Origin of the sequence: Modicisalibacter muralis, assembly GCF_900102945.1 — a bacterium.
GTDB lineage: Bacteria > Pseudomonadota > Gammaproteobacteria > Pseudomonadales > Halomonadaceae > Modicisalibacter > Modicisalibacter muralis.
In genome coordinates this window covers 35244-58171 of the sequence record NZ_FNGI01000007.1, presented here as the reverse complement: position 1 = coordinate 58171, position 22928 = coordinate 35244, and the positions used below count along the sequence as shown (strand labels likewise).

General features: G+C 62.4%; 23 protein-coding genes and 1 tRNA gene. 8 read left to right on the top strand and 16 right to left on the bottom strand.

The window, feature by feature from the left end:
* The first annotated feature begins 1 nt into the window (after nucleotide 1).
* Genes BLR92_RS12530 through BLR92_RS12520 form a run of 3 tightly spaced genes read left to right on the top strand, consistent with a single transcriptional unit; the run spans nucleotide 2 to nucleotide 2457 of the window.
* Nucleotides 2–436: a hypothetical protein gene (locus BLR92_RS12530; protein ID WP_089729060.1), complete on the top strand. Its 435-nt coding sequence runs from the start codon at nucleotides 2–4 to the stop codon at nucleotides 434–436.
* A 30-nt stretch (nucleotides 437–466) separates the two neighbouring features.
* Nucleotides 467–1282 carry a hypothetical protein gene (locus tag BLR92_RS12525; RefSeq protein WP_089729059.1) on the top strand — a complete coding sequence of 272 codons (816 nt, stop codon included), beginning with the start codon at nucleotides 467–469 and terminating at the stop codon, nucleotides 1280–1282.
* Between the two features lie 2 nt (nucleotides 1283–1284).
* The gene (locus BLR92_RS12520) at nucleotides 1285–2457 is read left to right on the top strand and encodes a phage tail protein (RefSeq protein WP_089729057.1); all 1173 of its coding nucleotides are present in this window, start codon (nucleotides 1285–1287) and stop codon (nucleotides 2455–2457) included.
* 460 nt (nucleotides 2458–2917) lie between these two features.
* On the opposite strand, the gene BLR92_RS12510 is transcribed toward BLR92_RS12520, so the two are convergent.
* From BLR92_RS12510 to bioB, 9 genes are all read right to left on the bottom strand, one after another.
* Nucleotides 2918–3247 carry a YegP family protein gene (locus tag BLR92_RS12510; RefSeq protein ID WP_245704201.1) on the bottom strand — a complete coding sequence of 110 codons (330 nt, stop codon included), beginning with the start codon at nucleotides 3245–3247 and terminating at the stop codon, nucleotides 2918–2920.
* Nucleotides 3248–4585: 1338 nt separating this feature from the next.
* A complete protein-coding gene (locus BLR92_RS19740; protein ID WP_175488806.1) occupies nucleotides 4586–4735 on the bottom strand; it encodes a hypothetical protein in 150 nt (49 codons plus the stop codon).
* A gap of 785 nt (nucleotides 4736–5520) precedes the next feature.
* Nucleotides 5521–6774 (bottom strand): tyrosine-type recombinase/integrase, encoded by a 1254-nt coding sequence (locus tag BLR92_RS12500; RefSeq protein ID WP_089729052.1) that lies wholly within the window; start codon nucleotides 6772–6774, stop codon nucleotides 5521–5523.
* Between the two features lie 179 nt (nucleotides 6775–6953).
* Nucleotides 6954–7038, bottom strand: a tRNA-Leu gene (locus tag BLR92_RS12495).
* A 43-nt stretch (nucleotides 7039–7081) separates the two neighbouring features.
* On the bottom strand, nucleotides 7082–7771 hold the full coding sequence (bioD, locus tag BLR92_RS12490) for a dethiobiotin synthase (protein ID WP_089729050.1): 690 nt from the start codon (nucleotides 7769–7771) through the stop codon (nucleotides 7082–7084).
* 13 nt (nucleotides 7772–7784) lie between these two features.
* Nucleotides 7785–8603 (bottom strand): methyltransferase domain-containing protein, encoded by an 819-nt coding sequence (locus tag BLR92_RS12485; protein WP_089729048.1) that lies wholly within the window; start codon nucleotides 8601–8603, stop codon nucleotides 7785–7787.
* Nucleotides 8593–9348: an alpha/beta fold hydrolase gene (locus BLR92_RS12480; protein ID WP_089729046.1), complete on the bottom strand. Its 756-nt coding sequence runs from the start codon at nucleotides 9346–9348 to the stop codon at nucleotides 8593–8595. Before BLR92_RS12480 ends, BLR92_RS12485 begins: the two co-directional genes overlap by 11 nt.
* Nucleotides 9345–10532, bottom strand: a complete 1188-nt coding sequence (bioF, locus tag BLR92_RS12475) for an 8-amino-7-oxononanoate synthase (protein WP_089729043.1) — start codon at nucleotides 10530–10532, stop codon at nucleotides 9345–9347. The genes BLR92_RS12480 and bioF overlap by 4 nt, the downstream gene beginning before the upstream one ends.
* Nucleotides 10533–10534: 2 nt before the next feature.
* Entirely contained in the window at nucleotides 10535–11620 is a 1086-nt protein-coding gene (gene bioB / locus BLR92_RS12470; protein ID WP_089729041.1) for a biotin synthase BioB, read from the bottom strand.
* Nucleotides 11621–11697: 77 nt separating this feature from the next.
* Between bioB and BLR92_RS12465 the strand changes: the two genes are divergently transcribed.
* Both BLR92_RS12465 and BLR92_RS12460 read left to right on the top strand, forming a co-directional pair.
* Entirely contained in the window at nucleotides 11698–12408 is a 711-nt protein-coding gene (locus BLR92_RS12465) for a ComF family protein (protein ID WP_245704200.1), read from the top strand.
* A gap of 84 nt (nucleotides 12409–12492) precedes the next feature.
* Entirely contained in the window at nucleotides 12493–13476 is a 984-nt protein-coding gene (locus tag BLR92_RS12460) for a serine/threonine protein kinase (RefSeq protein WP_089729039.1), read from the top strand.
* Between the two features lie 43 nt (nucleotides 13477–13519).
* On the opposite strand, the gene BLR92_RS12455 is transcribed toward BLR92_RS12460, so the two are convergent.
* Entirely contained in the window at nucleotides 13520–14041 is a 522-nt protein-coding gene (locus BLR92_RS12455; protein ID WP_089729037.1) for a hypothetical protein, read from the bottom strand.
* A gap of 239 nt (nucleotides 14042–14280) precedes the next feature.
* Between BLR92_RS12455 and folE the strand changes: the two genes are divergently transcribed.
* The 3 genes from folE (at nucleotide 14281) to BLR92_RS12440 (ending at nucleotide 16819) form a co-directional block, all read left to right on the top strand.
* On the top strand, nucleotides 14281–14838 hold the full coding sequence (gene folE, locus BLR92_RS12450; RefSeq protein WP_089729035.1) for a GTP cyclohydrolase I FolE: 558 nt from the start codon (nucleotides 14281–14283) through the stop codon (nucleotides 14836–14838).
* 101 nt (nucleotides 14839–14939) lie between these two features.
* The gene (locus tag BLR92_RS12445; protein ID WP_089729033.1) at nucleotides 14940–15320 is read left to right on the top strand and encodes a DUF4190 domain-containing protein; all 381 of its coding nucleotides are present in this window, start codon (nucleotides 14940–14942) and stop codon (nucleotides 15318–15320) included.
* A gap of 41 nt (nucleotides 15321–15361) precedes the next feature.
* Nucleotides 15362–16819, top strand: a complete 1458-nt coding sequence (locus BLR92_RS12440) for an NAD-dependent succinate-semialdehyde dehydrogenase (protein ID WP_089729030.1) — start codon at nucleotides 15362–15364, stop codon at nucleotides 16817–16819.
* Nucleotides 16820–16990: 171 nt separating this feature from the next.
* On the opposite strand, the gene purH is transcribed toward BLR92_RS12440, so the two are convergent.
* From purH to accB, 6 genes are all read right to left on the bottom strand, one after another.
* Entirely contained in the window at nucleotides 16991–18583 is a 1593-nt protein-coding gene (gene purH, locus BLR92_RS12435) for a bifunctional phosphoribosylaminoimidazolecarboxamide formyltransferase/IMP cyclohydrolase (protein ID WP_089729028.1), read from the bottom strand.
* Between the two features lie 81 nt (nucleotides 18584–18664).
* On the bottom strand, nucleotides 18665–18970 hold the full coding sequence (gene fis, locus BLR92_RS12430) for a DNA-binding transcriptional regulator Fis (RefSeq protein ID WP_089729026.1): 306 nt from the start codon (nucleotides 18968–18970) through the stop codon (nucleotides 18665–18667).
* Complete coding sequence (gene dusB, locus BLR92_RS12425; RefSeq protein ID WP_089729024.1) at nucleotides 18967–19989, bottom strand: tRNA dihydrouridine synthase DusB; 1023 nt, start codon at nucleotides 19987–19989, stop codon at nucleotides 18967–18969. The genes fis and dusB overlap by 4 nt, the downstream gene beginning before the upstream one ends.
* Before the next feature lie 91 nt (nucleotides 19990–20080).
* The gene (gene prmA, locus BLR92_RS12420; RefSeq protein WP_089729022.1) at nucleotides 20081–21004 is read right to left on the bottom strand and encodes a 50S ribosomal protein L11 methyltransferase; all 924 of its coding nucleotides are present in this window, start codon (nucleotides 21002–21004) and stop codon (nucleotides 20081–20083) included.
* Between the two features lie 55 nt (nucleotides 21005–21059).
* Nucleotides 21060–22400, bottom strand: a complete 1341-nt coding sequence (accC, locus tag BLR92_RS12415; protein WP_089729021.1) for an acetyl-CoA carboxylase biotin carboxylase subunit — start codon at nucleotides 22398–22400, stop codon at nucleotides 21060–21062.
* Between the two features lie 19 nt (nucleotides 22401–22419).
* Nucleotides 22420–22908, bottom strand: coding sequence for an acetyl-CoA carboxylase biotin carboxyl carrier protein (gene accB, locus BLR92_RS12410; RefSeq protein ID WP_089729019.1), 489 nt, complete (start codon nucleotides 22906–22908; stop codon nucleotides 22420–22422).
* Between the last annotated feature and the right edge of the window lie 20 nt (nucleotides 22909–22928).

Genomic DNA, 22928 nt, shown 5'->3' with positions numbered 1-22928 from the left:
TATGAATATCCAAACCATACAATATCAAGATGAAAGTCAGGTGAATCTAATAGTCGTCGCGGACAACAAATCTTTCACTATGCCGTGGCCCTGCCGCACCTGGCACGCCGCCTTAATCCAGGCATGGCTGGATGCCGGCAACGAGATCGCGCCGGTGCCGACCCCCGATCCCGCCGAGGTGCTGAATGACTGGCGTGAGTCCACCAAGGTGTCGGCCTTCCAGGCCCGCGCCGCGCTGCTGCAGGCGGGCTACATGCCGGACATCGAAACCCTGATGGCCGACCCGGCGACCGATCCGCTTACGGTGATGGCGTGGGAGAGCGCGCAGTTCTTCCGGCGCATGTCGCCGACCGTGCTCGAGCTGGCGCCGGTGCTGGGCATCGGCGATACCGAGCTCGACGACCTGTTCCGCTTCGCCCTGACCATTTACGCCTGACACCTCGAGGCCATAACAGGGGACGCCTGTATGCCCAACATGCGGTTGATCATTAACAACCTGCACGATACCACCCTGCTCAACGCCAGTTCCCAGGCCCTGCCCATCGGGAACACCCAGCGCTCCGAGCGCGCCCGGTCGTGGCGATCGACAGACGTGTCGCCACAGACGATAACCGCCACGCTGCCAACGCCATCCTATCTGGATGGCGTTGTGCTTTACCGGCATAACCTGTCGTCGGCGTCGCGGGTGCGCCTGGAAGTCCTCGACGGCACCGAGGTGATTTACGACACGGGCAACGTGAATATCTCGGGGCTGATTCCGCTCGGTGACTTCCGTTTCGGCGTGGATCCGTGGGGCGCGACGAGCACGGATAGCATCCCCGTCCAGCAGGCGGCGTTCTGGATGAACAGCCGCCTGGCGACTGGCTACCGGCTGACGATCATTGACCCCCAGAATCCCGATGGCTATTTCGACATCGGGCGGATTATCAGCGGCCTGGTCGTGTCGCCTCGGTTCAACGTGTCCTATGGCCTGCAACTCGAGTGGCAGGATTTCGGCGAGCACCGGCGGACGGAGGGCGGTTCCCTGCGCACGATCGGCGAGGGGCTCGCGCGGCGACTGTCGGTGAACCTCGATTGGCTGGATGCCTATGACCGCGCCAAATTCACCAGCGCTTTCCTGAAGAGCGGCAAGCGCCGCGACGTGTATCTCAGCGTGCTGCCCGAAACCGGCGGCATCGACGAAGCCGAGTACGCCTTTCTCGCGCGACGCGAGAATCACTATTCCCATACGCACAATCATTTCAACAACTGGCGTAACCAGATCACATTTGTGGAGGTCTGACCGTGGCTCACGTACCCACCGTTCCCAATTTTTCTCAGTACGATTTTGAGCTGGGCGATACCGATGAGGCGATCACCAAAGACGGCGGTCGTAACGCGGCGCTAGTGCAGTTCGGCGGCGAGCTGCGGCAGACGATGACGACGCTCAACCAGGATCTCGACCAGGTCGCCGAGGACAGGCAGGCCGCCGCGACCTCGGCCGGCGAGGCCTTGTTGTACCGTGACCAGGCGCAGGAAATCACCGAGACCGGCCTGCCGCCCAAGGCGGGCAATGCGGGCGCGGTGCTGCGTGTCGCCGACGACGAGCAGAGCTACATCCTGGATAAGCTGCTGCGCATGGTGATGCCGGCGGGCGCGGTGATGGGTTTTCCGTTCAAGCGGGCGCCGCAGGGCTGGTATGTGGCCAATGGCGTCGAGAAATCGCGTAGCGCCGACTTCGAGCTGTTTGCTGCGCTGGCGATCCTGACCTCGGGCGATACGGTCGCGGGCTCGGCGACGATCAGCGGGATACCCACGACCGAGGACATCGACGAGGATTCGCCGCTTAGCGGGCCGGGCATTCCCCTGGGCGCGGTGGTGGAATCCATCGTCGACGCCAACAGCGTGACGATCTCCATCGCCGCGACGGCGACGGCCGTGGGGGTGGATCTCGTCTTCGCCCCGTTCGGCGTGGGTGACGGCGTGACCACGTTCAACCTGCCGAACTATCTCGACATGACTCCGCGCTGGCTGGGCGAGGGGCGCGGGATTGCCGAGTACCAGGCCGACCAGAACAAGCGGCACGATCACGATGGGGCGGTAGGTGGGGGCGGTGGGCATGATCACCCCGCCTCGAGCGCTACCGCGGGTCGGCACGGTCACGGCGCGAGCGCTGGGCAAGCGGGCAACCATAGGCACCTGGAAGGCGGTCATCATGAGGTCGGGCATGGATCTACCGCCGCCTCATACGACGGCGGCCCTCGTAACGAGGGGGAGGATGCCGGCGCGTATCGGTATTACACGGAATATGCCGGGGTTCACGGTCACCCTATCAGCGTTGCGGCTGGCGGCGAGCATGACCACCCGATAGAGGTCGCGCCGGTTGGCGATCATGACCACCCCCTCACGATCCAGGACGAAGGTGGCGACGAGGTGCGCGTGCGCAACATGCCGCTGCTGCCGTGTATTCGGTGTTGATGGGGTTCTAGGCTGGACCCGGATCAGGCATCGCCGCCAGAGCGTCGCATATGCGCGACGGCGCTGTACCGCTGGCTAACACTTCATCACCGGACTCAAATATCGCAGGAAGAGGACACCGACTATATTAAAAGCCTGCCAGCTTCTAGGGGCCATGAGGCCCGCCACGGATGGTCGGCCCCAAGGATAGGGCACTGATTACGCTGGCGAAGATGATGAGCCATGCCCTGGCAGGGATGCTGGGCATGGCTCTTTTTGTGGCTGGGCTAAATGCGAACTGCGCACGCTGTATAGCCAATCTCTTACACGGCGTGTCGGGGATTTCCTACATACGGTGGGGCGGAGTGTGTTTAGAATCCCGGTGACGCCTTCAGTATGCGATCTATCGCCGAGTAACCTGCGTCATTGCCCCGGCCCTAGGTCGGGGCTTTTCGTCACCGATCAATAATGGCGCATGCAGTCAGGTATTATCGCGCACGTCAGTCGATGGCCCGTTGGTCTTGACTGATTCAATACCGTTATCGCGAGCGGCGGTAGACGAATACATCTCGCTGGTGCCGATGACCTGGCCGTTGCCAGCCTTCAGGTTGAAGTAGGGGCTGCCGTCGCGCGCGGTTTGACGATCATAGCGTTCGTCGAGCGGGCTATTTGTCTGGCAAGACAGAATGCCACTCAATGCACCTTGCTTGGATTCGTAAATCTCACTGCTGAGGATGGTTTCATGGTTCCCGGCTTTGAGGGTGAAGTGGTACCGGCTGCTGCCAGACAGCTTGATGTCGTAATAGCCCATGATTTGAAGCTCCAGTCGTAGTCTGCGTAATGGCCTGTGGGAGTGATGCTGGTAGCGCAGCACCATTTCTTAATGTAGCGATTCATTACACAAGCCAGCATTAAGTAGTAGACCGTATTAACTCAGCCCGCCACTCTGAGCTGACCATGACCGACGGGGTCGCCAGCGGGTGCTGCACCGGATCGATGACAGCGGGTATAGCATCGACGTGGGTGGGGTGTTGCCGGGGGAGGGGTGGAGCCTGTGGAGTCCGAGTGACACATAGATTAGTGTGATTGGTATGCTCGTCTCGACCCGGCTGTTGGGTGTATGCCCGACGCAAGTTCGTCGAGGCCCAAAAAGTTCAGCCTAAGGACAAGACCGGCAAAGCCGACTGGACCCCCAACCAGTCAGTGGGAACGCCTGACGCGCTTCCTCGATGACGGGCTGATCCCGCTGGACAGCAACCCCTGCAGATATAAATCAGCCCTGAAAAGATGGGGTTTATGGACTTTCAGTTACTCATAAGTAATTGTCTGTGCTGTTGTGCTCGGGCGATTCCCTCTCGCCTACTCAGATCCTAGCAGCCCCTTGGTCCAAGTTGCACTGCGAAGCCTGCCGTCAATATATTCACAGCGATAGGTTACCGGTAGAGATTCATGAAAAAGCCCAACATCCTGCAACGTAGCATCGACGGAGATAACAACAGGAGTGCCGGTCGTAACAACGCGAGACCTGATGCCCGTAGCGTGATCGGCTGGTGACGCTATCAGCATATCCGACGCGCATGCATACTGCATCGCTTCGACGCTATCACCAGGATTTATTGAGAACCTAGATGGGCCGCTTCCTCGGGTCATCTCTGATGGCACCGTATGAGTTGCACAAGCAGTGATGGACACCAACAGCGCTGTGAGGGTGGTTGTAACAAGTAATTTTCTCATCCAGTCCCTTGCGTACTTTCTTGATAGGCTTTAGGCAGCATGTGCTGACTAAAAAAGATATATCGGCCATCGACCCAGAAACTTTAGCGAAACACCTATCCCTGCCTTTTATCCTGGAGTTCTCTACTGGCGAAGGAAGGCCCGACATCCACTGCGCCAGATAGCTCGCTGCCCACCGGCACAACGTGCCTCCGGAAAGTTGATCGCCATGCCCGTGCCACCTATGGGGCAAAAATGGGGCAAACCGGACGCCATTTCATGCTATTCGACGTGTTTGGAGGAGTGGTTAACTACTTGATCAGGCCAGCAATGGCGCGGTTTGTGCGGCTTTGATGCTGTATAAACAGGGCTATGCCGCCATCATCGGCGTGTGTTAGGAGCCCCAACCCAGCAGAGCTGGGCGGGGCTGAAGGCCTTACACTTTCAGCAAAGTAACAACGACAACCATGGCGATCAGAACCGCGCCCCACGCCGGAAGCGTAGAAGCAAGAGCCTGAAAGATGGTGACGAAAGCACCAGCCTTAAGGATCAGACCACCTGAGCGCGTTGATTCGGGCATTTGCATGCGCATCCCTCTTCAACTTCCCCTAGGTCTCTTGGAGAGCCGGGAAGGGGGCCCAGACCTGCTGCCTATTGCAGTTTACGAGCAGTCGCGTTGGCGGCAGCACCCGACTGCACAACACAGCCAATGGCTGTACGCTCAGCGAGCCCGAGTAAAAATATCGTAATGGAGCGATGGAAGGAAGATGTGGTCGCAGTTTGGTCGCAGAAGACAGAGCTTGGGCGCAACCAGTGCGAAGAGCGGAAGGCCGTAAGTTGCTGTTAGAGGTAGAAAAGCCCGTAGCAAGCGCGGCCATGGATTACCTCTAAAACGGATTCAAAATCCGCTGTCCTGCTACCGCGCCACAGCGGAATCCACTAAGTAAGTGGGAGCTAGGTTCTTACCGTTGCCTAGTGTGCCTCAGTAACCTATCAACCTTCCGATGAAGTTCCCTGTAATAGTCCGGCGAGAATATTCGGCCACCGAAGCCGTCGGAACTGCCGTTCTCACTGACGAAATTTTGAAGATCCTTTAGCATATCCTCAAAATGACTGAATTCGCGATCACCAACACGCGCGCGATATGCCTGGACCATAGCTTTCTTGGGAAGGCGTGCCGGTTCAAATCTGTATGGATTTCTGTCTGACACGGATTCGTTCAAAGCAACCCATACAGGCTCCCTGACTTCGTTACGCTCCTTCCTTCTGTCCCGCCCGATAGCTAGCCGGTGACCAATCAGGCCGCCGACCAGTACGCCTATCAGCCCCCAAGCGATCTCAGTCCACATAACCGCATCCCTTCCCGATGAATCAATCTTGCGCCAAGGCCATGCCAATCACCTGACTTGAGAACCGCTTCCGCTGCTCATCGGTCATGCCATGCTCGAGCGCATCCAGATAGTCGCTGTACCACTGCATCATTGTCCGGCGCTTGCCGATATAGGCAGCCTGGTTGTAGATGCCGGCGACGCCTTTCTCCTTATGAGCCAGTTGGGCCTCGACAAGATCCTTATGCCAGCCGTGCTCACGCAGAAGCGTCGACGCGGTGTGGCGTGAGCCGTGGCCAACGAGCTTCCCCTTGTACCCGACCATGGCGATCACCTTGTTGATGGTGTTCTCGCTGAGCGTTGGATTCTTCGGGCCGTTGCCAGGGAATACCCATTTGCTGCGGCCGGTGATTTCGTGCAGCAGGCGCAGATCCTCGACGCTCTGGCGGGAGAGTGGTACCAGTTGGTCGCGTCGCATCTTCATTTTCTCGGCTGAGATCGACCATAGGGCTTCATCGAGATCGATCTCCGACCACTCAGCCAGGCGCACCATGCCCGGCCTCGACGCCGTGCGCAGGACCAGCCACACAGCAGTGATCGAGATAATCCGGCTGCGGGAGCCGCGCAGGGCGTGCAGGAATTCCGGGAAGGCAGGTTCCAGCAGGTGAGGGTAGTGGGTCGTCTGCGGGGCCTCGGCGGCGATGTGCTTCAGTTCCGAGGCCGGGTTGAGCTCGCACTTCCCCTGAGCGATAGCGCGCGAGAAGATCTGGTTGATCCACGAGCGGGTTTTCTTCGCCACGTTGTGCGCGCCGCGTTTCTCGAGGCCTTCCTGAATCTTTGTGCAGTCTGCCCGGGTCACGGCACCGAGAGCCTTCTTCCCGATCGCCGGCAGGATGTCGCTGTCCAGGTAGAGACGCATCTGCCGAGTGGTCCCGAAGGCGCGCCCGGCGTTGACCTTCGCCTGATACCAGTCCTCGGCGGCTGGCGCGAACAGGTGCTGTTCTTGTAGACCTTGCTTGTACACCGCCAGGTCGATGCCGTCAGCGGCAATGTCATTCAGCCGCTGAGCTTCCTTCCTTGCTGCCTTCCCGGAGACGGCCGGGAAGCCACCCAGCCCGAGCCATGCCCACTTGCCGTTCGGACGTTTGTAGCGGAGGTTCCATGACTTGGAGCCGTTCTTGCGGACCCGGAAATAAAGCCCGTTCCCGTCCAGCTCGCGGTAGTCGCTGGCTTCCGGCTCGAGCGAGGCCAGCACAGTATCGGCCAGCGGCCGCCGCTTTATCTGCGATCGTTTCATGATGAGCGTTCCCCAACGCTTGTACCCCATGTACCCACGAACTTTAGGGTACACGTGGGTGTACACCGAGCAAAGCGCTATTGCGTGTAGCTCGGATTAAGTCAGGTGAAAGGAAGGCCCGTAGTGGTGCGGCTTTCTGGACTTCGAGGGCAGGTCAGATGATGCTAGGTTAAGCTGTATGGTGCGGATGGGGAGACTCGAACTCCCACGCCTTGCGGCACTAGAACCTAAATCTAGCGTGTCTACCAATTCCACCACATCCGCATGGGGCAGGACCGAGCGTATTGTACGGACGCCGCCCGCCAAGTCAATCGCCGGGCAGATCGAGATAGTCAGCGGCACGCTCGGCGAGCACCAAGTCGTCGCCGTTATCACCGAGCCAGGGAATGACACCGAGGCAGGGCGCGGGCAGGTGGGCTCTTAGCGTCGCCAGATTGGCTTCACGCTCGGCGAACTCGGGGTCGACCTGGCTGGCGACCCAGCCGGCGACGGCGAGCCCTTCGGCGCGGATTGCCTCCAGGGTCAGGCGTGCGTGGTTGATGCAACCCAGCCGTAGGCCCACCACCAGGATCACCGGCAGATCGAGGCGCCCAGCCAGGCCGCTCAGGTCCTCATCGTCGTTGAGCGGGACTCGCCAACCGCCGGCGCCTTCGATCAGCGTCAAGTCACGCGGCTCTCGCATTGCAGCCGCCACGAGATCGTGCAATTGCGCCAGCCGGATCGTCCAGTTGGCGCGAGCGGCCGCGAGATGTGGGGCGATAGGTGGTTTGAGTGCGATCGGGTTGACGACGGTGTAATCGATCCCGGGATATGAGAATGCCTGCAGGGCCAGCGCGTCGGCGTTGCGCAAGCCGTCTGGCGTGTGTTCACAACCGGCGGCCACCGGCTTCAGGCCCAGCGTGGTCAAGCCCCGTCGTCGTGCCTTGGCGAGCATGGCGGCGGCGACTAGCGTCTTGCCGGCATCGGTGTCGGTGCCGGTCACGAAATAGCGGCGCATGCGCGGTGGCTCCTTATTTTATCAATTCGAATGTCAGACGCTGGTAAGTCACAGGAAGCCCGGCTGATTCGCGCAGCTTCTCGTAACGCCGTGCGGCATGGGCGATGTCGCGGCGTGTCAGAAGAGCGCCATCACGGGCAACCTGGGCGCCGACGCCCTTGATCGAGGCCATGACCGCGGCGAGATCGGGATAGTAAAAGCGCTCGGCCACGCTATCTTGGAGCACTTGGAATCCAGCCTCATGAGCTGCATGACGCAGCGTATCGACATCGACGAAGCCTTCCACGGCGGCGGGACGAGCGGGGCGCGACCAGGCCATGGTGATCTCGGCCAGCGTGCCCGGCCCCAGCGTGTTGATCAGCGCGCGACCGCCGGGAGTCAAGATTCGATACAGCTCGGCGAATACGGCGGCGGGGTCCCGACACCACTGGATGGCCAGATTGGAGAACACCAGCTCGATACTGCGGCTGGCGATGGGCAATGCCGCGGCATCGGCGCACAGCCAGTGCCCCCGATTACCATGCCGACGGCATGCCTCTTCAAGCATGCCCGGCGCCAGATCGAGGCCCATGGCGGTCACGCCGTAACGTTGCGATAGCCGTGCGGTCCAATGGCCCGGTCCGCAGCCCAGGTCGAGAATCGAGGTGGCCTGGGCGGGCAGGCGCCGCCATAAGTCGTTGCCCATCGCTTGCTGGGCACTGGCCAACTCGGCATAGCGCGGCGCGGCGCGGTTGAAAGCGTGCGCCACGCGACGACGCCAGTGGTAGTTGACGTCGTGTGAGGCAGGTGGCTGGAATGTCTGCTTGGTCGACAAAGCGGGCTCAGCAGCCATTCTGGGCCTCCCGCGGAGTGTCGTTGTATTGGGCCGGGTAGCAAGCAAGATCGCTTAGCCGTCTTGCCAGTTCAGCCGACGCACTAAGCTGTGGGCAATGCCCAGCATTGGCGATCACCGCGTGTTCGCGGCCATCCGCTGGTGGAAGCAGCGGGTCGTCGCTGCCGCGAATACGCATGATCGGACAGGCCGCGCTTGCCAGTGAATGACTGATATCCAGCGTGGCGAGCTGCTTCAGACCGCTAGCGAGTGTTGCCTTATCAGCCGGTAGGTCATCCAGGCCCAACAGGTCTTCGAGGCGCTGACGCGCGCTGCGCGAGTCGGGCTCGCCGGCCAGTTGCCAGCGCAGAAAATGGCGCCAGGTCTTCTCGGGTGCGCGCTCAAACGCACGCTGGAAAGTGCTCAGTTCATTCGCGGTGACACCCGCCGAGGCAGTGGCATCAACGGTAAAACGCGCATTCATGCCGAGCAGTATCAGCGCACGTGGCGCGGGGAGGTGCTCGAGCAGTTTGGCCGCCAGCAGCCCGCCGAGCGACCAGCCGACCCACACGGCATCTTCGGGAAGCTCGCCGCTCATTGCCGCCGTCAAGGCGTCAAGCCGATCGGGCTCGTGAAGCGGCGCGCGACCGCCATAGCCGGGCCAATCCGGCGCGGTGATGGTGATATCCGTGGACCAGTGGCGATCCAGTGGACGCCAGATGCGTGCAGCGACTCCCCATCCCGAGAGCAAGACCAGATGCGTCATGATTGGCGTTCCGGGGCAACGGCATCGGCCATCGCCAGCTCGCCGAGGGCGGCGAGCAGATCGTCGATGGCCTGGCGTTCGTGCGCCGCCGAGAGGGTGATACGCAGGCGAGCCTGGCCATGGGGTACGCTGGGTTCGCGGATGGCACCGACCAGAAAGCCGCGCTCGCGCAACGCCCGGCCCCAACGCATGGCGCGCTCGCTGTCTCCGAGCAACAGCGGTTGAATAGGCGTTGGCGAGGGCATCAGCGGCAGGCCCAGGGCGGTTGCCTGGCTTCGCCAGTAGGCGATATGTCCGTGCAGGCGGATGCGTCTTTCGGGCTCGGTTTCGAGCAGTTCCAACGCGCGCAGGGTGGCGCAGGCAATGCCGGGGGGCTGCGCGGTGGTGTAGATATACGGGCGAGCGAACTGTGTCAGAGTATCGATTACTTGTTCATCGCCGGCGACGAAGGCGCCGCTACTGCCCAGCGCCTTGCCGAGTGTGCCGATCAGGACCGGCACCCGCTCGCTGGAAAAGCGCCTGCCCACGCAGCCGTCACCGTGTTCGCCGAGCACGCCGAGGCCATGGGCATCGTCAATCATCAGCCAGGCGGCGTGGCGTTGGCAGAGATCGGCCAGGCCGGCGATATCGGCGATGTCGCCATCCATGCTGAATACGCCATCGCTGACCACCAACCGTGGCGTGTCGTCCGAAGTGCGGGACAACAGGCGTTCGAGATCGTCCAGGTCGCGATGATGAAAACGTCGCGCGCGCGCGCCGGCCAGCTTGGCGCCGTCGAGTAGCGAGGCATGGTTGAGGCGGTCCTGGTAAACCTGAACGTTGCCCGCACAGAGCGCCGTGAGCGCACCTAGGTTGGCCATGTAACCGGTGGAAAACAGCAGCGCCCTAGGCCGCCCGGTCAGCGCCGCGAGGCGTTCCTCGAGGGCGTGATGGGGGCCGAAGTGGCCGCTGACCAGGTGCGATGCGCCGGCGCCCGCGCCATGGCGGCGAGCCCCTTCGGCCTGGGCCTCGGCCAGGCGTGGGTCGCGCGCCATTCCCAGGTAATCGTTACCGGCGAAATCATGCATACCGCGCTGGCCGTCATCGACTCGATGGCCGGGCAACGGCGACAGTGTCGCGCGCCGACGCCATAGCCCGCATCGCCGTTGGTCATCGAGTCGTGCTGCCAAAATTTCTTGCCACATGTTCAGTTGGCGCTGGTCGCGGCTACGGCCGCATCATAGAACAGTGCACTGGCGGGCGGCTGCGCCTGGCGCTTTAGCGCATCATCGAGTGCCGCTTGCTGCTGAGCTTCGTCGGCGCAGGTCTCGATCTGCTCGGGGTGCAGACCGAGGCGTGCGAACAGCGCGCGGTCGCGCTCCACCTGCGGGTTTTCGGTGGTCAGCAGCTTATCGCCGTAGAAGATCGAGTTGGCGCCGGCGAGAAACGCCAGCGCCTGGGTCGAGTCGTCCATCTGTTCGCGTCCGGCCGACAGGCGAACGTGGCTCTTCGGCATCAGAATGCGCGCCACGGCGATGGCTCGAATGAATTCCAGTGGGTCGAGGTCGTCGATGTTCTCCAGCGGCGTGCCGGGCACCTTGACCAGCCTGTTGATCGGTACCGACTCGGGATGCGGTTCGAGCCTGACCAGTTGTTGCAACAAGGCGGCGCGGTCGCGAGGCGCCTCACCCATGCCGAGAATGCCGCCACTGCACACTTTCATACCGGCCTGGCGCACGCTGGCCAGCGTATCCAGGCGGTCGGCATAAGAGCGTGTGGTGATGATGTCGCCGTAGAATTCCGGCGAGGTGTCCAGATTATGGTTGTAGTAATCGAGCCCGGCATCGGCCAGGCGTGAGGCCTGTGTGTCGTCAAGCATGCCCAGGGTCATGCAGGTCTCGAGCCCTAGTGCCTTGACCCGGCTAACCATCTCCAGCACCACCTGCAAGTCGCGTTCACGCGGGCTGCGCCAGGCGGCGCCCATGCAAAAACGACTGGCACCGGCCTGCTTGGCGGCGCGGGCCTGTTCCACGACTTTCTCGATTTCGAGCAGCTTCTCCTTGCCCAGCCCGGTATTGTAGTGGCCGGATTGAGGGCAGTATTTGCAATCCTCGGGGCAGGCGCCGGTCTTGATCGACAGCAGGGTCGAGACCTGGACCGCATTGGCGTCGAAGTGTGCCCGGTGGACCCGTTGCGCTTGAAACAGCAGATCGTTGAAGGGCAAGGCGAACAGCGCTTCGATTTCAGAGAGCGTCCAGTCGTGGCGAACGGGGGCTGGATGGGTCAGGGGCATGGCTGGGACTCACGGTCGGCAATCAGTAAACTTTAAAATTATAAAAAGTTAACCGAATACTAAACGGCGGGAGCTTCATGTCAACCAAGGGCTTGGGAAAAGTTGACCGCGTCCTGCGCAGAGCCTTGCCAGGGCCCTGTGCGTTCTGTCTTGCCGCGGCACCGGCGGGCGAGCCCTGGTGCGCGGCGTGTTTCGCGTCGTTGCCATGGAATCGACTTGCCTGCGTGCAATGCGCGCAGCCGCAACCCGAGGCGGTTCCCGGCGCATGCGGGCGCTGCCTGCGCCACCCACCGCCTTTCGTGCGTTCACGCGTCGGCTTGCGCTACGAAGGCGAAGTCGCTGCGCTGATGCAGCGCTTCAAGTTTCTGGCCGAGCCGCGTGCCGGTACGGTACTGGTGACGCTGATGCAGGAGTCGCTGGCAGGATTGCAGCGCAGCGAACTTCCGCAGGCGTTGCTTGCGTTGCCGCGTCATGCCGATCGCGCCCGCGAGCGTGGCTTCGATCAGGCCGAATGGCTGACGACGCGCCTGGCCCGGCAACTGGAATTACCCTGCTTTACCGCCCGACGCATACGCCAGACGCCGACCCAGCGGGGGCTGGATCGCCAGGCGCGGCGGCGCAATCTGCATGGGGCTTTCGTCGTCGATGCGCAACTGCCGCCTAGAGTCGCCGTGGTCGATGACATCATGACCACCGGCGCGTCATTGGCGGCACTCGCCGGGGCCTGCCTGGTGGCCGGAGCCGAGGAAGTCGAGGCGTGGGCGGTGGCGCGTACCCCGCTTGCGTAGAGCTAGCATGGGCACCTCGTATAGAGCACCACGGGTGCGGGCGCGATCTGCTAGCATGCAGCCATCGATTATCAAGGACCGCTCATGGCCGCCAATCAACATCCTTTCGAAAGCCTGACTCCGGCGCGTATCGTCGCTGCTGTCGAGGCCCTGGGCCTGTGGCTGCCCGGCGAACCCTTCGCGCTAAACAGCTACGAGAACCGGGTTTTCCTGATCAGCGACGACGACCGACGGCGCTGGGTGGTCAAGTTCTATCGCCCGGATCGCTGGAGCGAGGCGCAGGTCCGTGAAGAGCATGCCTTTCTCGCCGAATTGGCCGCTGCCGATGTGCCGGTATCGGCACCCTGGCGCAACGAGACGGGCGAAAGCCTGCATCAAGCCTACGGCTTTCGTTTCGCGCTGTTTCCGCACGTGCCCGGCCAGGCGCCGGAGCTCGAGAACCCCGCGCATCTATTCGCGCTCGGCGAGTTGATCGGGCGGCTGCACGCGATCTCGCGACGTCATGCCTTCAGCGCGCGAGAAATCATGGAGCCGGCTTGCATGGCGGCCACCAGCCGCGAGCGGGTGCTGGCTGGAACCTGGCTCAGTCGCCGTCAGCGTCAGGCTTACGAGCGGGTGAGCGGGGCATTGCAGGAGATGCTGAGTGCCAGCGCCTGGCCCGGCGATGCCAATATTCGCGTGCATGGCGATTGTCATCTGGGCAACATTCTGGGCCGCGATGAAGATTTCACGCTGGTCGACTTCGATGACTGCTGCATGGCGCCAGCGGTGCAGGATTTGTGGATGATGCTCACCGCGCAGGACGATCAGGAGCTACAGATGCAGCTCTCGGAGTTGCTCGAGGGGTATGAGCAGCATTGCGATTTCGACCGGCGCCAGCTCGAGTGGATCGAGCCGCTGCGCACGCTGCGGCTGATGCGCCATAGCGCCTGGCTGGTGGCGCGCTGGGAAGATCCGGCATTTCCGCGCGCCTTTCCCTGGGTCGCCAGCGAAGACTACTGGGATCAGCATATCCGCACGCTGGAGCAGCAGCGGGTGGTGTTGGGTAAGCCACGCTGGCTGGCCTGAGAAAGCGGCTTCTTTTTGGGGTCGATAACGTGCCGGTCGAGGCTTATTCGCCAGCGGCGCTGCGGCGTTGCTCGTTGATCTCCTCGGCGGGGTTGTCCAGTTCGGCGATCTCGGTGTCGCGACCGATGCTCAACTGGAAGGCGTGGGATGGTTCGAGTGTGGCACTCGTGCAGCGGCCATCGCGTCGCTCGGTACAAACATCGAGTCCGAAACCGCCATCACGCTCGAAGGCCGCAGCGGAAAGTTCGCCGCTGAAAATGGCACGATTGTCGCCCTCGGCTTCGATGCAGGTCACCGTGTTGGTGGATAACCGCATGCCTTGATCGACGAGTCGCGCATCGGCGGTGATCAGGCAGTAATCGGGCAGGCGATGAGTGGCGCTGGAGCCTATTCGCGCTACCGGACGCAACAACACATTCGCCAGTTCTGGCGTGTTCTGGTTCAGGGTGACGCTATCGATTACCTGCACGTCGACTCGCGCCTCGGCGGGCAGGCTGAGTGTGGTTTGTGCCAGCGCCGGTATCGCCAGTCCGGCCAGCAGGATGCAGGCGAGTGTCTTGAGCATGTCCGTCGGTCTCGACAAGGATTCTGGTGTCCGCAAATTACGCGATTGGAATGCGCTGCACAGTATCATAAGCAGCTTGGTGGCGGCAGTTGCAGTGACCGCGACACGATGTCGCCAGTACCAAGCAGTCCGACGGACGCAACGCTGCGTCTCGCGGTGGACTGCGCTAGAATCGTCAGCTTGCTGCGGGACGGGCCGCAGTGAACCGCATTGAGCCCTCAAGAATATAGGCTGAACCGATGACCGAAGAACTCGCCAATCATTATCGTGAGATTATCGCTGGCCTGGGGGAGGACCCCAGCCGAGAGGGGCTGCGCGATACGCCCAAACGCGCCGCCAAGGCGATGCAGTTTTTGACTCACGGTTACAGCCAGACGCTGGAGGAATTGGTCAATGGCGCGGTCTTCGCCTCCGAGACCGACGAGATGGTACTGGTCAAGGACATCGAGCTTTACTCGATGTGCGAACATCATATGCTGCCTTTCATCGGCAAGTGCCATATCGCCTATCTGCCCAAGGGCAAGGTGCTGGGGCTATCCAAGTTCGCGCGTATCGTCGATATGTACGCTCGGCGTTTGCAGATTCAAGAGAATCTTACCCGGCAGATCGCCGAGGCGGTGCAGCAGGTCACCCAGGCGAGTGGTGTGGCGGTGGTCATCGAAGCCAAGCACATGTGCATGATGATGCGCGGCGTCGAAAAACAGAACTCCAGCATGACCAGTTCGGTGATGCTGGGCGGCTTTCGCGAGAACCAGCCGACTCGCCAGGAGTTTCTGATGCTGGTCAACGGCCACTGATGCGCTTTTTCGCCGAGACGAGCGCCCCTGGGTGAAATCGCCCCGCATGGGTTGGTGCCCGGGCGGTAAAGGCCCTAGCATGGAAAGGAAAGATCGATAGCATGAGAAAGCGCGACTCAACCGGCACACAGCCGCCCTCGGGTGGCGATCGCAGCGAGAACGATCAAGTGTCGCGTCGCTATGCCAACTGGGCCATTGCGGCCGTGGTCACGGCGATGCTCAGCCTGTTCTTCGATATGCTGGCGCCACTGCTGGGGCTGATGGCGACGATCTTCGCGCTGCTGGGCCTGCGCCGGATTCGCAGTGATCCCGAGCGTTATCAGGGGCGCGGCTTTTGCTGGGCGGCGATTGCTCTGGCCGTGATCGTCGCTGGGCTATCCTTGTTGGTAGAGTCCGCGCCTGGGCCTGAAACTGAGTCTCGAGTGTCTCAATTACATTACAACGTCGTGCCCGGCAGCGTGAACGTCCGGGCGACAGCCTGAGCGGTAGCCAAAGGCAGCCGCTTGCATGGAAGGAGAGCGCCATGGAATCCCTGCAAGATTGTCCCCTGTTTCGTCCTTTCGCCTATATCGACGGTAGCTGGGTCGCGGCCGACAGTGGTGAACAGATCGAGGTCGACAATCCCGCCACCGGTGAAATCATCGGTAGCATGCCGCGCCTCGGTCGGGTCGAGACGGAACGCGCGATTGCCGCGGCCGAGGCGGCCTTCCCCGCCTGGCGTGCCCTGACTGCCCAGGAGCGCGCCGATATCCTCATGAAATGGCATGACCTGATGCACGAACATCAGGACGAACTGGCCATGATCATGACCCTTGAACAAGGCAAACCGCTCAAGGAGGCCGCTGGCGAGATCGTCTATGCCGCCAGTTTCCTGCGCTGGTTCGCCGAGGAGGCGCGGCGTGTCTACGGCGAGACCGTTCCCGCCGCGAAGGGCAATCAACGTATCGTCGTCACCAAGCAGCCAGTGGGCGTGGTCGGTGCCATCACGCCATGGAATTTCCCGGCGGCGATGATTACTCGCAAGGTCGGCGCGGCACTGGCGGCGGGTTGTCCGATCGTCGTCAAGCCGGCCAGCCAGACGCCATTCTCGGCGACCGCGATGGCGCTGCTGGCCGAGCGTGCCGGTGTGCCGCGTGGCGTATTCAACGTCGTGCCGGGGCGCGCCAGCGAGATCGCCAGCGCGCTCACCGAGTCGCCGATGGTGCGCAAGATCACCTTCACCGGTTCCACCGAAGTGGGTCGCTCCTTGATGGAGCAGGCATCACGGCATATCCAGAAAATCTCCCTGGAACTGGGCGGCAACGCGCCGTTCATCGTCTTTGAGGACGCCGATCTCGATGCCGCCGTGGAAGGCGCCATGGCCTCCAAGTTCCGCAATGCCGGCCAGACCTGCGTTTGCGTCAATCGCTTTCTGGTGCAGTCGAGCGTGGTCAATGCCTTCTGTGAAAAGCTGGCGGCGGCGATGAACAGTGAACTGCATGTCGGCGATGGCACCGAGGAAGGCATCAATATCGGTCCGCTGATCGACGACAATGGCGTGGAGAAGGTCTCCAAGCATATTCGTGATGCGGTGGATAAGGGCGCCGAGCTATTGCTGGGCGGGCATCCGCACCCGCTGGGTGGCAATTTCTTCACGCCGACGCTGATCAACAATGCGACTGGCGAAATGCTGGTGGCCCAGGAGGAAACCTTCGGCCCGCTGGCCGCGGTGTTCCCCTTCGATGACGAACAGGACGCCGTGGCGATGGCCAACGACACGCCGTTCGGCTTGGCTGCGTATTTCTATTCGCGCGATCTAGGCCGGGTGTGGCATATCTCGGAGGCACTGGAATACGGCATCATTGGTATCAACACCGGGATGATCTCAAATGCCGCGGCACCGTTCGGTGGGGTCAAGGAGTCCGGGCTGGGCCGCGAGGGCGGTCATCAGGGCTTGGAGGAATTCCTGGAAACCAAGTACCTGTGTATCGACCTGGGATAAGAGCGGGAAGCTGGAAGAGCGGCGCTACGCGGCTAACCGCAAGCTGGAAGAGCGCCACTACGTGGCTGGAAGCTAGAAGACCGGCGCTGCGCGCCTTGAAGAAAAAACCTAGGGGCAGGATCATTCTTGGCTTCTAGCTTCTAGCTTCTAGCTTCTAGCTTGCCGCAGGCGTCAGTGCCTGAAATGCCGCATGCCGGTAAACACCATCGCAATGCCTGCCTCGTTGGCGGCATCGATGACTTCCTGATCGCGCATCGAGCCACCGGGCTGAATCACCGCGGTGATGCCGGCTGCCGCCGCGGCATCGATGCCATCGCGAAACGGGAAGAAGGCATCCGACGCCATCACCGAGCCGGGCACCGTCAGGCCTTCGTCGGCGGCCTTGATGCCGGCGATCCTGGCTGAATAAACGCGGCTCATCTGGCCAGCGCCGACGCCGATGGTCTGGCCTTGCTGGGCATAGACGATGGCGTTGGACTTGACGTACTTGGCGACGCGCCAGGCGAAGGCCAGGTCGCGCAGTTCCTGCTCGGAGGGCGCGCGCTCGGTGACCACCTTCAACTCGTCGCGGCTAACCATGCCCAGATCGCGATCCTGCACCAGCAACCCACCGCTGACGCGCTTGAAGTCATGCGCGCGCTGGCGTTCACCGGGCCAGTTCTCACCGGTGTCGAGCAGGCGCACGTTGGGCTTCTCGGCGACGATCGCGGCGGCTTCGTCCGCTACACCCGGCGCGATGATCACCTCGACGAACTGGCGGGCGACGATCGCCCGCGCGGTCTCGGCATCGAGTGGCACGTTGAAGGCGATGATGCCGCCGAAGGCGCTGGTCGGGTCGGTGGCGAAGGCCTTTTCATAAGCCGCCAGCGGCGTTTCGCCCAGCGCCACGCCGCAGGGATTGGCGTGCTTGACGATCACGCAGGCGGTATCGCCGAACGCCTTGACGCATTCGAAGGCGGCATCCGTATCGGCGACATTGTTGAACGACAGCGCCTTGCCCTGGCGCTGCCGCGCGGTGGAGACGCTGGCTTCTCCAGCGCCGGCCTCGACATAGAAAGCCGCCTGCTGATGCGGGTTCTCGCCATAGCGCATCGCCTGCTTCTTGTGCAACTGCACGTTGTAGGTGCGCGGGAAACCCGGCTCGCCGCCTTCCACTTGCTGGCCCAGGTAATTGGCGATGGCCGCGTCATAGCCGGCGGTGTGCTCGAAGGCCTTGACCGCCAGGTCGAAGCGGGTGGTATCGCTCACCGCGCCATCCAGCGCGGCCAGTTCGCCGAGTACTCTGGCGTAGTCGCCGTTGTCGACGACGATGGTGGTATGGGCGTGGTTCTTGGCGCAGGCGCGAACCATGGTCGGTCCGCCGATATCGATGTTCTCGATGGCATCATCGAGCGTGCAATCGGGCTTGGCGACGGTTTGGGCGAACGGATAAAGGTTGACCACCACCATGTCGATGGGATCGATGGCGTGCTCGTCCATGATCGCATCGTCCTGGCCTCGCCGCCCGAGAATGCCGCCGTGGATCTTGGGGTGCAGGGTCTTGACGCGGCCATCCATGATCTCGGGAAAACCGGTGTGCTCGGAAACCTCGGTAACGGCGATGTCGTTATCCTCGAGCAGGCGATAGGTGCCGCCGGTGGATAACAATGCCACCCCACGCGCGGCGAGACCACGCGCGAAATCGACGATACCGGTCTTGTCCGAGACGCTGATCAGTGCACGACGCACCGGCAAGGCAGGGGGCTTGGAAGGTTGTTCGGCCATGATGCTCCACTCTTGAGTGCCAATAGCTTGAAAAACGCAAAAGGGGAGCCGTCAGCAGGGCTCCCCTCTCGAAATATACGATCAGATCAGGTCGTACTGCTTGAGCTTCTTGCGCAGCGTGCCGCGATTCAGGCCGAGGATGTCGGCGGCGCGGGTCTGGTTGCCGCTGGCGTGCTCGAGCACGGCGCAAAGCAGCGGCGCCTCGACCTCGGCGATCACCATGGCGTAAAGGTCGGTCACCGTTTCGCCGTCGAGATGGGTGAAGTAGCGCCGCATGGCGTCGTCGACCGCCTCACGTAGCGTCTGCCCGCGAGGTAGAATAGCGGGAGGCGCGGGAGGCGTGTCGAGTGGCTCCTGGTCGGATGTAATGGCTTGCCTGCTGGTCATGCTGCATTAATTCCATTTGTCGCCGGCGAATCCGCCTGGCGAAACAGTTCATCGACGAAATGACGTTGTGCGTCAGGGCTTTCCAGGGCGTTGAAGCTCGCCCGCAGGCGCTTGGCGTCCTCGCGGGTGCCCAGATACCAGCCGATGTGCTTGCGCGCGATACGCACGCCCATGTGATCGCCGTAAAAGGCATGCAGCGCCTCGAGATGGCCCTGCATCACCGTACGCCGCTCGGCGCCGGATGGCTCGGCCAGTATCCTACCGGTGCGCAGGTAGTGATCTATCTGGCGAAATATCCAAGGATTGCCCTGGGCGCCACGACCGATCATCACGGCATCCGCACCAGTATAGACGAGGACCTCGGCAGCTTTCTCGGGCGATGTAATATCGCCGTTGGCGAATACGGGGATCGTCACCGCGGCCTTGATCGCGGCGATGGTGTCGTACTCGGCGCACCCGGTATAGCGCTGCTCGCGGGTACGGCCATGCACCGCCAGGGCCTGAATGCCGGTCTGCTCGGCAATCCGCGCCACGCGTACTCCGTTATTGCTGTCTGCACACCAGCCGGTGCGAATCTTCAACGTCACCGGGATATCGACCGCGGCGACCACCGCTTCAAGAATCTCGGCGACCAGCCGTTCGTCGCGCAACAGTGCCGAACCGGCTGCCTTGTTGCAGACCTTTTTCGCCGGGCAACCCATGTTGATGTCGACGATCTGCGCGCCCCGAGCGGCACTTTGGCGGGCGGCGTCGGCGAGCATTTCGGGATCGCCACCGGCAATCTGTACCGAACGCGGACCCGGTTCGCCGCGATGATCGAGCCTCGCGCGCGATTTGCGGGTATGCCACAGGCTAGGGTCGGCGATGACCATTTCCGATACCACCAGGCCGGCGCCGAGCTTGCGGCAGAGCTGGCGAAACGGGCGGTCGGTAACACCGGCCATGGGCGCCAGGATGACCCGGTTGGGCAATCGGTAGGGGCCAATGGCGGGTGGCTCGACGCAGGCGCTGGCAGGCATCGTGATTCGCAGTCTCGGACACAAGGGGTTGCACATGATACCGACCGAAGCGTCTGGATTGAAGGCCGGTAGCGATCAACGCTGCGACTTCCTAGCTTGTCGGGCGCCTACCGGTCAGCCGCACCCAGCCGTCGCGTTCGGCGGGCTCGTCCATCGCAAGCCCCTGATCGCGGTAGGCATCGCTGACCTCATCGGCCTGGCTGGCGAGAATGCCGGACAGCGCCAGCCGGCCACCGGGAGCGACATGGCCAGCGATGAGCGGTGCCAGTTCGACCAGCGGCCCGGCAAGAATATTGGCGACGACCACCGCGAAACGTTGATCGGTGGCACTGGGTAGCGCCTCCGGCAATAGCAGTGTGAAGTCGTCATCGGCGATGGCATTGCGCTGGGCGTTATCGCGACTGGCGGTTAGCGCCTGAGGGTCGATATCGGTACCCACGGCCCGCGTCGCACCGAGCTTGAGCGCGGCGATGGCGAGAATGCCCGAACCGCAGCCGAAATCCAGCACGTCGCAACCATCGAGTTCGCCATCGCCACTCAATGCGTCGAGCCAGCCCAGGCACAGCGCGGTAGTCGGATGGGTGCCGGTACCGAAGGCCAGGCCGGGGTCGAGCAGCAGATTGACGGCGCCGGGCTCCGGGGCATCATGCCAACTGGGTACGATCCACAAGCGCTCGCCCATCTTCAGCGGCGTGAAGCCATCCATCCATTCGCGTTCCCAATCGCGATCGGCGAGCAGTTCGAACTCGATCTCGGGGCACGGCTCGTCGGCCATCTCCATCGCCCAGGCCTGGCGGACCCGTTCGAGCATCGGCTCGATATCTTCCAGATTGTCGTAGAGCCCGGTCAGTACCGTTTCGAACCACAGCGGCGTGGTGCCGCGATCGGGCTCGAAAACCGGGTCGTCGTGGGCATCCTGCAGGGTGATGGCCGTGGCGCCCTCGGCCAACAGCAGTTCCTCGAGGGTCTCGGCCTGCTCGGGTGCGACGCGCGCCTTGAGTTGCAGCCAGGGCATGGCAGGCTCCAAAAAAGAAGGGCAGCCAGGCTGCCCTTGGGAGTCGGCTCGGGGGTCAAGCGCCGAGCTTTTTCTCCAGGTAATGGATGTTCACGCCGCCTTGCTGGAAGTTGGCGTCGCGCACCAGATCCTTTTGCAGATCGATGTTGGACTTGATGCCTTCCACCAGCAGTTCATCGAGCGCATTACGCATGCGGGTCAAGGCGATCTCGCGGTTCTCGCCCCAGGTGATCAGCTTGCCGATCAGCGAGTCGTAATGAGGCGGCACCGTATAGCCGGTGTAAAGGTGCGAGTCCATGCGCACGCCGAGCCCGCCCGGCGCATGATAGAGCGTCACCTTGCCCGGCGAGGGCATGAAGGTGCGTGCGTCTTCGGCGTTGATACGACACTCGAAGGCATGACCGTTGAGCTCGACGTCTTCCTGCGTGATCGACAGTGGCAGGCCGGAAGCGATGCGTAGCTGCTCCTTGACGATATCCACGCCGGTGACCATTTCGGTGACCGGGTGCTCGACCTGGACCCGAGTGTTCATCTCGATGAAGAAGAACTGGCCTTTCTCGTAGAGAAACTCGAAGGTGCCAGCGCCGCGATAACCGATCTTGTTGCAGGCATCGATACACGCCTTGAGCACCTTGGCGCGAGCGTCGGGGTCGATATGCGGGGCCGGCGCCTCCTCGAGCACCTTCTGATGACGGCGCTGCAGCGAACAGTCGCGATCAAAGAGGTGTATCGCATTGCCCTGACCATCGGCCAGCACCTGGACCTCGACGTGACGCGGCTGCTCGAGAAACTTCTCCATGTAGACCGTGCCGTCGCCGAACGCGGCGCTGGCCTCGCTCTTGGTCACGCTGACCGAAGAGAGCAGGTGAGCCTCGCTATGCACCACGCGCATGCCGCGTCCGCCACCGCCGGCGGCGGCCTTGATGATCACCGGGTAACCGATGCGCCGGGCGGTGGCGAGTAGCGCGTCGCCGTCCTCCGGCAGTGGGCCGTCGGAGCCCGGCACGGTAGGCACGCCGGCTTCTTTCATGGACTCGATGGCACTGACCTTGTCGCCCATCAGGCGAATGGTCTCGGCGCGTGGGCCGATGAACACGAAGCCGGAGCGTTCGACCTGCTCGGCGAAGTCGGCATTCTCGGAGAGAAAGCCGTAGCCGGGGTGAATGGCGCTGGCGTCGGTGACCTCGGCGGCACTGATCAGCGCCGGAATATTGAGGTAGGACTGCGTCGAGGCCGCCGGGCCGATGCAGACCGCTTCGTCGGCCAGGCGTACATGCATCAGTTCGCGGTCGGCCTTGGAATGTACCGCGACGGTGCGGATGCCCAGTTCCTTGCAGGCGCGCAGGATGCGCAGGGCGATCTCGCCACGGTTGGCGATGAGTACCTTATCCAACATGGGATTGTCCATTCGTGGTTCAGGAGATGATCAGCATTGGCTGGTCGAATTCGACCGGCTCGCCGTCCTCGACCAGGATGGCTTCGATCGTGCCGTCCTTGTCGGACTCGATCTGATTCATCATTTTCATGGCTTCGACGATACAGATGGTCTCGCCCTTCTTGACGCTCTGACCGACCTCGACGAACGGCTTGGAGCCGGGTGCTGGGGCGCGATAGAAAGTGCCGACCATTGGCGAGGTAACGGCGTGGCCGGCTGGCTGGGCGGGTGCCTGGGACTCGGATTCCGCGTGGGCGGGCTCCGCTGCCGGTGCGTGCATGGGTGCCTGCTGGGCGCTCCACTGGGGCGGGTATTGGGGTTGGTGCATGGCCATCGGCATCGCCTGGCTCGGCGCGCCATGTGGATGACGACTGATGCGTACCGACTCTTCGCCTTCCTGGATTTCGATCTCGCTGATGTTGGACTCTTCCAACAGTTCGATCAGCTTTTTGACTTTACGGATATCCATGTCGATGTCTCTTCAGTGTG

Bases quoted from the DNA above. Each gene is read 5' to 3' on its own strand.
- BLR92_RS12530 (WP_089729060.1), top strand. From the start codon at position 2: ATGAATATCCAAACCATACAATATCAAGATGAAAGTCAGGTGAATCTA.
- BLR92_RS12525 (WP_089729059.1), top strand. From the start codon at position 467: ATGCCCAACATGCGGTTGATCATTAACAACCTGCACGATACCACCCTG.
- BLR92_RS12510 (WP_245704201.1), bottom strand. From the start codon at position 3,247: ATGGGCTATTACGACATCAAGCTGTCTGGCAGCAGCCGGTACCACTTC.
- BLR92_RS19740 (WP_175488806.1), bottom strand. From the start codon at position 4,735: ATGCAAATGCCCGAATCAACGCGCTCAGGTGGTCTGATCCTTAAGGCT.
- BLR92_RS12500 (WP_089729052.1), bottom strand. From the start codon at position 6,774: ATGAAACGATCGCAGATAAAGCGGCGGCCGCTGGCCGATACTGTGCTG.
- bioD (WP_089729050.1), bottom strand. From the start codon at position 7,771: ATGCGCCGCTATTTCGTGACCGGCACCGACACCGATGCCGGCAAGACG.
- BLR92_RS12485 (WP_089729048.1), bottom strand. From the start codon at position 8,603: ATGGCTGCTGAGCCCGCTTTGTCGACCAAGCAGACATTCCAGCCACCT.
- BLR92_RS12480 (WP_089729046.1), bottom strand. From the start codon at position 9,348: ATGACGCATCTGGTCTTGCTCTCGGGATGGGGAGTCGCTGCACGCATC.
- bioF (WP_089729043.1), bottom strand. From the start codon at position 10,532: ATGTGGCAAGAAATTTTGGCAGCACGACTCGATGACCAACGGCGATGC.
- bioB (WP_089729041.1), bottom strand. From the start codon at position 11,620: ATGCCCCTGACCCATCCAGCCCCCGTTCGCCACGACTGGACGCTCTCT.
- BLR92_RS12465 (WP_245704200.1), top strand. From the start codon at position 11,698: ATGTCAACCAAGGGCTTGGGAAAAGTTGACCGCGTCCTGCGCAGAGCC.
- BLR92_RS12460 (WP_089729039.1), top strand. From the start codon at position 12,493: ATGGCCGCCAATCAACATCCTTTCGAAAGCCTGACTCCGGCGCGTATC.
- BLR92_RS12455 (WP_089729037.1), bottom strand. From the start codon at position 14,041: ATGCTCAAGACACTCGCCTGCATCCTGCTGGCCGGACTGGCGATACCG.
- folE (WP_089729035.1), top strand. From the start codon at position 14,281: ATGACCGAAGAACTCGCCAATCATTATCGTGAGATTATCGCTGGCCTG.
- BLR92_RS12445 (WP_089729033.1), top strand. From the start codon at position 14,940: ATGAGAAAGCGCGACTCAACCGGCACACAGCCGCCCTCGGGTGGCGAT.
- BLR92_RS12440 (WP_089729030.1), top strand. From the start codon at position 15,362: ATGGAATCCCTGCAAGATTGTCCCCTGTTTCGTCCTTTCGCCTATATC.
- purH (WP_089729028.1), bottom strand. From the start codon at position 18,583: ATGGCCGAACAACCTTCCAAGCCCCCTGCCTTGCCGGTGCGTCGTGCA.
- fis (WP_089729026.1), bottom strand. From the start codon at position 18,970: ATGACCAGCAGGCAAGCCATTACATCCGACCAGGAGCCACTCGACACG.
- dusB (WP_089729024.1), bottom strand. From the start codon at position 19,989: ATGCCTGCCAGCGCCTGCGTCGAGCCACCCGCCATTGGCCCCTACCGA.
- prmA (WP_089729022.1), bottom strand. From the start codon at position 21,004: ATGCCCTGGCTGCAACTCAAGGCGCGCGTCGCACCCGAGCAGGCCGAG.
- accC (WP_089729021.1), bottom strand. From the start codon at position 22,400: ATGTTGGATAAGGTACTCATCGCCAACCGTGGCGAGATCGCCCTGCGC.
- accB (WP_089729019.1), bottom strand. From the start codon at position 22,908: ATGGATATCCGTAAAGTCAAAAAGCTGATCGAACTGTTGGAAGAGTCC.